Origin of the sequence: Mammaliicoccus sp. J-M41, from assembly GCF_022385935.1 — a bacterium.
Lineage (GTDB): Bacteria > Bacillota > Bacilli > Staphylococcales > Staphylococcaceae > Mammaliicoccus > Mammaliicoccus sciuri_A.
Genome location: NZ_JAJNIR010000032.1, coordinates 18,225 through 28,727, shown reverse-complemented (window position 1 = coordinate 28,727; position 10,503 = coordinate 18,225). Strand labels below are relative to the sequence as shown.

The window sequence follows — 10,503 nt, the reverse complement described above, 5'->3', positions numbered from 1 at the left end:
CTTCTCTCTACAACTATAAAAAATAGCTGTGAAAAAATCTATCGTCATAGATTTCTTCACAGCTAATCTTAGTATGTTTATCTTGTTTGGTCAGTCTTGATAAATACAGATCTCCTATTTATCTTGTTTGGGCAGTCTTGATAAATACAGATCTCCTATTTATCTTGTTTGGTCAATCTTGATAAATACAGAGCTCTTATTTATCTTGTTTAGGCAGTCTTGATAAATACGAGGCGCCTATTTATCTTGTTTGGGCAGTCTTGATAAATACAATGCTCTGAGTATTGCTAGTCGCACCTCACTTGCAATATTCACCCTCCCAACATTGCTTGTCACATCTCACTTGCAATATTCAGTCCTCCAAAATCGCTTGTCGCACCCCACTCATAAGTTCCCCTCATCTAAAATATTCACCCCACCTCTATATTTCTAAAAATACGAAAAAGCGTCTAGAACATTTCTGTCCCAGACGCTTTATGTTAAAGGCTTAATACTCACCTTTATCTTCTTTATGATAACCTCTTAAGAAGTATACAATTGTCATTACGGATAAGAATACAATACCGATAATAACAGAAACGCGTGTTTCTGAATTGAACAACATACCGATTAATACTAAGATAAAGAATCCTAATGTTAAATAGTTAGAGTATGGTGCAAATGGCATCTTGAATGGATGATCTTTAATTTCATCTGAATGATTTCTTCTAAATTGAATATGACTAAATAAAATCATAAACCAAGGAACCATACCTGGTAGTATTGATGCACTGTATACATACACAAAGATATTTTCAGAACCATCAATCACTAATGGTAATACAATATTTAAAATAACACCTACAAAAATACCAATTGAAATTGCTAATACTGCAAAGAATGGTACCCCTGTTTTCATAACTTTTGTGAAAATACGAGGCATTTGTCCTTTTTGAGCTAATGTATAAACCATACGGCTTGAACTAAATATACCTGAGTTACAACCTGACATTGCTGCTGTTATAACAACAAAGTTGATTAATCCTGCCGCAATTGTGATACCTACTTTTGCGAATGTTGCAACAAATGGACTACCTACGTTACCTAATTGATCCCATGGATAAACTGTTACAATAACGAAAATTGCACCTATGTAAAAGATTAAAATACGCCATATTACACCATTAACGGCTTTTTTAATATTTTTCTGTGGATCTTTCGTTTCACCAGCTGTAATCCCTATTAATTCTACCCCTTGATAAGAACCTACAACCATTGATAATGCAAAGAAGAAACCTACGATGCCTTTAGGGAAGAATCCACCATGTTCTGTTAAGTTTCCTAATCCTATAGCATTCCCGCCATTTCCAAGTCCAAAGAAGATTAGACCGAAACCAGCTATAATCATTAAAATAATTGTTACTACTTTAATCATTGCAAACCAGAATTCAAATTCACCGAAAGCTTTAACTGACGCTAAATTTGCTGCAGCTAAAGTTACAACTACTATTACCCCTGGTATCCATGTTGGTAAATCTGGCCACCAGTATTGCATATATTGACCAACAGCGATTACTTCACTCATACCTACTACTATCCACTGGAATATGTTACTCCAAGCTGTTACATAACCAGCTACTGGATGTAAATAATCACTCGCATAGTTGGCGAATGATCCTGTAGTCGGATACAAATAAACTAATTCTCCCATTGCTCTCATTACTAAATACAAGAAAAGGCCTGCTACTAAATAAGCGAATATTGCAGATGGTCCCGACCATTTGATAGTGCTTGAAGCACCCATAAACAAACCAACACCTATTGTTCCACCAAGTGCAATCATCTGTACTTGACGTGAACTCAGACCCCTTTTTAAATGATTGTCTTCCATTCTTTCATGTCACTCCTCATTACAAACTTTTCAGTTAAGATTTATCTATTTAATTTTATTCAAACTTCATGGGACAATTATACTATAAATAATCAGAAAATAAAGCACTACTAGAAAGCGTTTTCCTTTTTTTATAAAATTATATGTATTTTGTTCATAATATTGTAATTTATTTATAATTAATAAATAGAAATAAAGAAAACGAGACATTAATTTAATGTCTCGCTCCTAAAGTTTGTTCTATTGTAATGTTTCTACCCGCACGTGATCCTATAATCATAATGATAATTGACGTAACAAGCAGTATGCCAAATGACGTATTCCAACTATTTGTAGCATCGTGCAGTATACCGAATAGTAATGGACCAATCGCAGCAAATAAATACCCTACTGACTGTGACATACCTGATAATTTGGCTGCCGTTAAACCATTTTCTGTTCTTAATCCAAAGAATGTATTAACAAGTCCAAATGCTAAACCACTGGCAATACCAATCAATATAATACCTAAAAATGCCCAGTTAGGTTGTAACATTAACGTTAGTATACCTAATACGAAAAGTAATCCTGTCACAAAAGTAATCAGAACTTGGTTCTTCATTTTTTCAGCAAATATAGGTGTGACAAAAGTTAGTGGAATAATCGCTAATTGAAGAATAGATAAATAAATCCCCGCTTCATTAATCGGTGTACCATGACTTAATAAAAATTCAGGTAACCAATTTATCAATGAATAAAATATCATTGACTGGCCGCCCATTAATAGCGTAATTTGCCATGACAATGGTGATTTCCAAACATTTATATTTGTCGTAGTTTGAGAACTATTAACTGTTTCATGTTTGTTTAACTGGAATGACCATATAATAATACCTATAAACGTTACAATACCTATTAAACTGATTGCAATGTTGTAGTTAAAATGTTTAACAAGTGGTGCTGTAACATATGATGAAGCACTTCCGAATATATTCATCACAACTGTGTAATAACCTGTCATGATACCTATACGTAACGGGAAGTTCATTTTAATGATACCTGGTGTTAACACATTTCCAAACGCAATCCCTACACCTATTAATATTGTACCGATATATAACCAAGAGACTCCTGTAATCGCTCTTAAAGCAATACCTATACATATTAATATGAGTGCACCAAAAACTGTACGTTCTAATCCAAATTTATGACTAATTTTAGCAGCGAATAGTGAAATCACTGCAAATGAAAGCAATGGAATAATTGTGATTAAACTGACAGATGTATTGGATAAATTTAAAGTTTCTTTAATTGAAGGTAATGCAATCCCTACTGAAGTAATAGGTGCTCTTAAACTTGCTCCAATTAGTAAGATACCAATAAATAATATTAAAGTTTGTTTTTTACTTCTATTTATATGATCCATCTTTTTATTATCTCCCTAAAGTAAATTTCTGTTATACTGTTCTTAACGTTCGTTATAAAGAACACGCTATATTGTACAACGCGTTCGTTATAAAGTAAATAGGAGTGTTTATATTTATGAAAGATATCCATACAATTGTTGCGCATAATTTGTCACAGTACCGAACATCGCAACAATTAAGTCTAAGCACAGTATCTAAATTGACAGGCGTAAGCAAAACAATGCTCAATCAAATTGAGAATGGACAATCTAATCCTACCATTACAACTTTATGGAAAATAGCAAATGGCTTACATTTACCTATATCCGATTTAATTTCTAATAAAGAAGATAACATTAATTGCGTGTCTAAATCAGACATTACACCTATATATAACGATAATCAATCCGTCACAATATACCCATATTTCCCATTTAATATTGATAAAAATTTTGAAATGTTTAATATGATTTTACAAAGTGAAGCTGAAATGAAATCAGAAGGACATCACAATGGATCTGAGGAATACATCATCGTTCATAGCGGTACACTTGAAGTCGATATCAATGGTGTTAAACACACAGTACGTCAAGATGATGCCATACGTTTCGAATCTGACGTCACACATACTTATCGTAATATAGGTGAAGATGATGTTCATTTAACAGCAACTATACAATATCAACACAATAAATAAAGGATTGGGATAAATCTTTATCCCAATCCTTTTTACTTATCATTTAATATGTCATCCATTGTTCTCTGAACACTACCTGCATACATTGACCCAAACTTCACTAAGTGAACCATCAATAAGTATAATTCATAAAATTTAATTCTTTCATTTGCACCTTTACTTAAAGGTAATGCTTCATCATAAGCTTTATAAAAGGCTTCCGTGAAACCACCAAAGACTCTTGTTGCTCCTAAATCAAATTCACGATCTCCATATAATGGAGAGGGGTCGAATAATGCTGGTTCCCCGTTTGATAAGAACATATAATTACCTGCCCACAAGTCTCCATGTAGTAATGACGGTTTACTTTTATGTTCTGTTAAGGCTTCAATAATGACTGTACGTACTTGTTCAAATTGTTGAAGTTCGTCCTTAGACCAAAGTCCTCGTCTTACAATTTCGTCTCTCAGTTGATCTAAGCGTTGCTCTACAAATATATTAATCCATGTATCTTTCCAACCATTTTCGAACGTAATATCGCTACCATGATAAGGTAAATGAAATCCAAATTTACCATCTTGTTGATAATGACTATGCAATTTCGCTACCAGTTTGCCGAGTTCACTTTGACTACCTCGACGACCTTCTTCAAGATAACTTAGTATTAAATACGCATCTCCATTAATTTGACCGTAACCTTTAACAACAGGCGCTGTAACACCCGCTTCTTCAAATGCTTCTAAACCAGCAATTTCGGCAGCGTAAAAATCTTCGCTTCTATTATGTTGAACAAGTAGAAAATCCGTTCCACTCTGTCTTTCAATTCTATATGCTTCATTCACATCTCCACCACTTACTGGTATGAGCTCTTTAATATCATCTATAGGTAATTGTGATTGCCAATCTTTATTCATGACGATCCCTCCTATGTGTTATTGTATTAAAAATTATTCAAAGTTCAAAACAACAGCTATTTATTATTGTGTAACCTACTCAAAGGTTAATGATTCAAACTTATAAATCATCTGCAAAATCAACTCGCCATCTTTCGTAAGATGATAATAGATATTTGGGGGCATAATCTCTTCAGTTCTAACATTGATAAGATTATTTTGCTTCAACAATTCTAGAGTTGCTTTAATAGTTTGATCATCCACTTTCTCAAACGTTGAAAGTATTGCTTGTTCTTCTCTTTCACAATCACTCATATAATTTAATAGTTGAATACCGTAATTTTGAATAAGGTGATTCATATTTTGTTCAATCTTCACTTCATTAATTGAAGTCACTTAAATAACCCCATTTCATATTAAGTAAATTGATACATCCATATGCTAGCTTTTTAAATTATTTTTATACGATTTCACAATTTGCTGTTTCGCATCTTTATCTGCTTCGAAATACCAAATACCATCACTCTCTACTTGATTCACACCATCGATAGATATCTTCTCAAAATGTTCTGTTGCACTTTTATAGTCAGTGATTAGTTTCCTTGTATCATTTAAATTAAAGCTTGTTGTAATGTTATCTTGAGCGACATTCATCAACTCATTGAAATTATTGACATTTAAATTATTTTTAAGCTTTTTACTTGTTGCTTCTATTACAATACGTTGTCTTTCTTGTCTTCCTTCATCATCTCCAGCGCCTTCTTCTTTACGGCTACGTACAAAGTCTAATGCTTCTTGACCATTTAATTTCACTTTCTCTCCAGCTTTAAATTTTGTACCGTTAAAAGTAAATGATTTATTACTTTTAACATTTACACCGTCTAAGGCATCGATTGTCTTTTTAAAGCCATCCATATCTACTGTTATATACCCATCTATCGGTATATTGAATTCATTTTTTAATGTTTGTACTGCTGTTTTTGATCCACCGTATGCATATGCATGTGCAACTTTATCATGACTACTATATCCAGGAATATTTACTGCCATATCACGTGGAACACTAACGAGTTTAGTTGCTTTAGTTTTAGGATTGATTGAAGCTAACATAATTGAATCCGTTCGTTCACCTATATTTTCTGATTCTCTTTCTTTGTTAGAATCTACACCAAAAATCGCGATAGAAATTGGCTTATTGTTTTTAATTTTTTCTTTCACATGTTTTGTATCTTGTTTATTGATGGGTTGATAAACTTTGTTATTTATATTAATCGCCTTTACTGTTACGAATATACCAGCAATTAAGACGATAGCTGCAATAATAATTGTTACTTTACCTTTTCTTGTTAGCTTCATAGTCACACTCCTAGTTTTTATTTATAATTACCATGATAGCACTTTTAAGTAAATTACTAAACGATATTTAGGTAGTCCTAAAGTCCTATTGTCTAAAATTATTTTTATATTTACAATAGAAAAAAAGTCTAAATATTCACGTTCAAAGGAGCTTTACGCACAATGAAGAAAGATTCCAAGCTCATTATTTGTTATGCGATTTTATTAATTTTAATCGTGTCATTGATTTTCACAAATTATATCAATACTACTGATCAGTATGTCTATCAATTTATACAAACCGAAACATTAGCATTTAGATTACATAATTATCTAACGATTATTTCTTTTTTATTTTCACCTTTACATAGTGGTATATTAATATGCATATTATTAATTGGATTATATTTTTATAATAGAAGAAATTTGCTACAGTATTTAATATTCTCTTTCTCATCACTATTTATTGGAACAGCGTTAAAATATATTATTCAACGGCCAAGACCATCCGATTTAATTGATGGTTACAGCTTTCCAAGCATGCATACACTAACATTATTTGTAGCGATTTTTCTCATACTTGCGTTATACAAACATGTAACAGTTAAATGGATTACTGCTATATTAATTTTGTCTATGATGTGTTCAAGAATTTATTTAAGTGCACACTTCTTTTCTGATACTGTCGCAAGTTTAATCATTGTTCATTTAGTTTACTTAAGCGTTGCTAAATTTATGCATCAGTACTCGCGCTCGTAAATTTCACCTCCTTTATTTTATGCTATGATAAAAATAAAGGAGGATTTTTTATGAGATATAATACTTTTAATCAACCAATTGGTGATGAAGTCAAATCATTTAAAGAACCGAATATGCCTTGTGTTGATATGCTTGAAGGTAAGTACAGTAAACTTGAACATTTAAACGAAAGTCATATCGATCAGTTATTCCCTTTATTATGTTCATCAGAAAATGATGCAAACTGGACGTATTTACCTCATGAACCGATTCATGATAAAGCTTCATTTACGCAGTTAATCGAAGAAAGAATCATTTCTAAAGATCCTTATTTCTTTGCGATTGTCGACAAAGAAACACATCAAGCATTAGGTATAATGTCACTTTTAAGAATTAATCCTAAAGCTTCAACGATAGAAGTTGGCCACATTCATTATTCAACACTACTTAAAAGAACGCGCATTGCTACTGAAGTACAATATTTACTTGCTCGATACGTTTTTGAAACTTTAAAATATAGACGCTATGAATGGAAATGTGATAGTTTGAACGCACCTTCGAAACATGCTGCCGAAAGACTTGGTTTCAAATATGAAGGAACTTTTCGACAAGCACTCGTATATAAAGGAAGGAATCGCGATACAGACTGGTTCTCTATCATTGATAAAGAATGGCCATCCATCAAAAAACATTACGAAGAATGGCTTGATGAAAATAATTTTAACCATGATGGCACACAAATCAATAAACTTTCAATGAACTAAATGTTTATATTTATAACGATGGGTATAATAAGTAAAAAGGACTGAGGAGATGAAGAAATGAATAATCAAAGAATTGTTCCGCATTTATGGTTCGATAACGAAGCGCAAGAAGCCGTCGATTATTATATGCAAACTTTTCCAGAATCAGAAATCATTTCAGATGTAACGTTTACAGATACACCATCCGGAGATGCAAAACAGCTCACTTTTAATATTTTTGATTATAAATTTATGGCAATCAATGCTGGTCCTTATTTCACAAAAAATCCTTCCATATCATTTACAGTACTTTTCAAACAATCTGAAGCAGCATTACTCGACAAAGTTTGGACTGCACTCGCACATAACGGGAAAATTATGATGGAACTTGGTGCTTACGACTTTAGTGAAAAATATGGCTGGTTGGAAGATCAGTTTGGTGTTTCATGGCAACTCCTCATCACAGACCAACCATTCGATGATCGTATTAGACCATCATTTATGTTCATTAATGATAATGTTGGTAGAGCTGAAGAAGCGATTAACTACTACACAAGCGTATTTAAAAACAGTGGTGATATTAGTAAATTTTATTACCCAGAAGGCATGGAGCCAGACAAGCCAGATACACTCGCACACGCAGAATTTAAATTAGAAGATCAATATTTTGTCGCACTTGATAGTGCACATAAACATGAATTCAACTTAAACGAAGGTATTTCATTAATACTATTTTTAGAAGACCAACAAGAAATTGATTATTATTGGGATAAATTATCTGCTGTACCAGAAGCAGAACAATGCGGATGGGTCAAAGATCAATTCGGTGTCTCCTGGCAAATTGTCCCTAAAATCATGGATCAAATGGCAGAAGAAGGCACACCAGAACAAATCAGTAACGTTACAAAAGCATTTCTTAAAATGAAGAAATTCGATGTAGAAACTTTAATAAAAGCCTACGAAGGCAAATAATAGTATAAAAAAAGACAGAAGCATTGTGCATGCTTCTTGGCAGTAGCTGACTGAATTGAAAATGCGCTTTTATCAAGCTTTTTTCAACTCTAGTCAGCCTTGCCGGGGCGGGACTACGAAATCTTTTTATACAAATTAGATTTCTGTCCCGCTCCCTATTTATTTTACCGGTACTGGCCATGTTTCTAAATGTTCAGCCATATCCCAGAACATATATTCATAGTAACTCGTTTTAACAATAATATCTTCTAAGCATTGTAATTCCGCTTCTGTCTTACCTTCTGTAACTTGATCCATCAACTGAATACAATCTTCTTTGTACTGACTAAATTCATCTGAAGCATACATATTAATCCATTCTCCGTATAAAGGATGGTCCGATGCTCCTTTAATTTCAGCTAATTTTGACCCTATATAATTATAACTCCAAGTACATGTCAAAATAGCCGCAATAACATTCTCAATGCCACCTTGTTGTGCCATATTCAACATATAACTCGTATAGCCAATAGTCGTTTGAGCCGGTTCTGTCTCTTCTAATTCCGCTTCTGATATACCAAATTGCTTAGCATAGCCTCTATGTAATGACATTTCAGTATTTAATGTGCCATTCGCTAAATCAGCATAAGTCGCCATCATTTTTAAGTCAGTTGATTTAGCTGCACCAATTGAGAATAGTCTCGCATATTCTATTAAATATATATAATCTTGTTTCAACCAATGTTTAAATTTTTCTTGATCTAACGTGCCATCACCTAATCCTATAATAAAAGGATGTTTCATATAAGATTGCCAAATCGGTTCAACTCTATTGAATACTCTATCTGTAAATTTCATTTATAAATCCTCCTTATAATTAAAAAAACGCTATTTTCATTAAGAAAATAGCGTCATGAGTACCTTATAATCAATACGCCACTTTCCTACGCCAGTATAAGCTGGATCAGGTTCAAGGAATTTTAAAGGTATCACTTTAATCTCAGCCTTTATAAAGGCACTTCCAGTGGTTTAAAATTATTTAATTTCTATACTCTTTCAACATATCTGTTTTATCCTAGGATTGCAAATAAAATTACATGCAACTTTTATTACATGATTCTAAATAAGCTTTAGCCTGTTTATTCACTTCTTTAAAATCTATACCTTGCTTCATAGCTGCAAACACACAACCACAATAGCATTGTCTAAAAATCTCATATTCATTGCACATTTTAATCGATCTTTCATACCCCTTGTTCTTCTTAAAGTCACTCGGTAAATAATAAACATGATATAAATCTTGAACATCCATACCAAGTTCGTTAATCAATTGTGCATTTTTCTTAGGTGACAACGTTAACGCACTCGCAAAATAATCATTTCCAAGATCAGCTGCCGCTTCTGCAACGAGTTCTAAACGCATTTCGAAACAAGCCGTACATCTTAGCCCACCTTCATTTTCATCAGCTAAATCTTTACTTTTAACCATTTTCATAAATTTATGTGGTTCATAGGCTGCTTCAATATATTTAACATTAGAATTTGTACGCTCATTAAATTGTTCAACAAACGTTTCTTGAACTTTCGCCCTACGCTCATATTCACTTTTCGGATGAATATTTGGATTCGCAAAATAAATCGCAACATCTGCATATTGTGTTAATAACTCTAACGTATAAGTACTACAAGGCGCACAACAACTATGAATTAAAATAGAAGGTCTTGTTTCAGAACGTTCCCATTCAGAAATCATTTTACGCATAACCTTATCATAGTTAATCTTTTGATTTTCATCTTAGCAATAATACCATCAGCTGAAATCACCATATCCCTAATCATCCCTTTATACAAAAATTGTCATTTTTACAATATTTTATAACATTCAAAAGGTGATAGCAATATGAAAAAGAAA

Annotated in this window: 10 protein-coding genes, 1 pseudogene and 1 riboswitch; of the genes and pseudogenes, 4 read left to right on the top strand and 7 right to left on the bottom strand. The window is 32.7% G+C overall.

Annotated elements, in window-relative coordinates; genetic code table 11:
- Window positions 1-487: 487 nt before the first annotated feature.
- Window positions 488-1,870, bottom strand: a complete 1,383-nt coding sequence (locus LQ686_RS11090; protein ID WP_103360958.1) for an amino acid permease — start codon at window positions 1,868-1,870, stop codon at window positions 488-490.
- 214 nt (window positions 1,871-2,084) lie between these two features.
- Window positions 2,085-3,275, bottom strand: coding sequence for a CynX/NimT family MFS transporter (locus tag LQ686_RS11085; RefSeq protein ID WP_210135916.1), 1,191 nt, complete (start codon window positions 3,273-3,275; stop codon window positions 2,085-2,087).
- Window positions 3,276-3,391: 116 nt separating this feature from the next.
- Between LQ686_RS11085 and LQ686_RS11080 the strand changes: the two genes are divergently transcribed.
- The gene (locus LQ686_RS11080; RefSeq protein ID WP_210135917.1) at window positions 3,392-3,952 is read left to right on the top strand and encodes a helix-turn-helix domain-containing protein; all 561 of its coding nucleotides are present in this window, start codon (window positions 3,392-3,394) and stop codon (window positions 3,950-3,952) included.
- A gap of 32 nt (window positions 3,953-3,984) precedes the next feature.
- Here the strand turns inward: LQ686_RS11080 and LQ686_RS11075 are convergent, their stop codons facing one another.
- From LQ686_RS11075 to LQ686_RS11065, 3 genes are all read right to left on the bottom strand, one after another.
- Window positions 3,985-4,845: a fructosamine kinase family protein gene (locus tag LQ686_RS11075; RefSeq protein ID WP_037590547.1), complete on the bottom strand. Its 861-nt coding sequence runs from the start codon at window positions 4,843-4,845 to the stop codon at window positions 3,985-3,987.
- A 75-nt stretch (window positions 4,846-4,920) separates the two neighbouring features.
- Entirely contained in the window at window positions 4,921-5,220 is a 300-nt protein-coding gene (locus tag LQ686_RS11070) for a winged helix-turn-helix transcriptional regulator (protein ID WP_210135918.1), read from the bottom strand.
- Between the two features lie 45 nt (window positions 5,221-5,265).
- Window positions 5,266-6,180, bottom strand: a complete 915-nt coding sequence (locus LQ686_RS11065) for an LCP family protein (protein WP_210135919.1) — start codon at window positions 6,178-6,180, stop codon at window positions 5,266-5,268.
- Between the two features lie 162 nt (window positions 6,181-6,342).
- Here LQ686_RS11065 and LQ686_RS11060 point away from each other — a divergent pair, with 162 nt between their 5' ends.
- From LQ686_RS11060 to LQ686_RS11050, 3 genes are read left to right on the top strand one after another with little or no spacing between them, the layout of a single operon-like run.
- Window positions 6,343-6,918 carry a phosphatase PAP2 family protein gene (locus LQ686_RS11060; protein ID WP_239733329.1) on the top strand — a complete coding sequence of 192 codons (576 nt, stop codon included), beginning with the start codon at window positions 6,343-6,345 and terminating at the stop codon, window positions 6,916-6,918.
- 50 nt (window positions 6,919-6,968) lie between these two features.
- On the top strand, window positions 6,969-7,661 hold the full coding sequence (locus tag LQ686_RS11055) for a GNAT family N-acetyltransferase (protein ID WP_119488986.1): 693 nt from the start codon (window positions 6,969-6,971) through the stop codon (window positions 7,659-7,661).
- A 57-nt stretch (window positions 7,662-7,718) separates the two neighbouring features.
- Complete coding sequence (locus LQ686_RS11050; RefSeq protein WP_107590983.1) at window positions 7,719-8,612, top strand: VOC family protein; 894 nt, start codon at window positions 7,719-7,721, stop codon at window positions 8,610-8,612.
- Between the two features lie 159 nt (window positions 8,613-8,771).
- On the opposite strand, the gene tenA is transcribed toward LQ686_RS11050, so the two are convergent.
- Complete coding sequence (tenA, locus tag LQ686_RS11045) at window positions 8,772-9,449, bottom strand: thiaminase II (protein WP_107565833.1); 678 nt, start codon at window positions 9,447-9,449, stop codon at window positions 8,772-8,774.
- Between the two features lie 66 nt (window positions 9,450-9,515).
- Window positions 9,516-9,624: riboswitch (TPP riboswitch) on the bottom strand.
- Window positions 9,625-9,684: 60 nt separating this feature from the next.
- A pseudogene (locus LQ686_RS11040) lies at window positions 9,685-10,415 on the bottom strand (epoxyqueuosine reductase QueH).
- Between the last annotated feature and the right edge of the window lie 88 nt (window positions 10,416-10,503).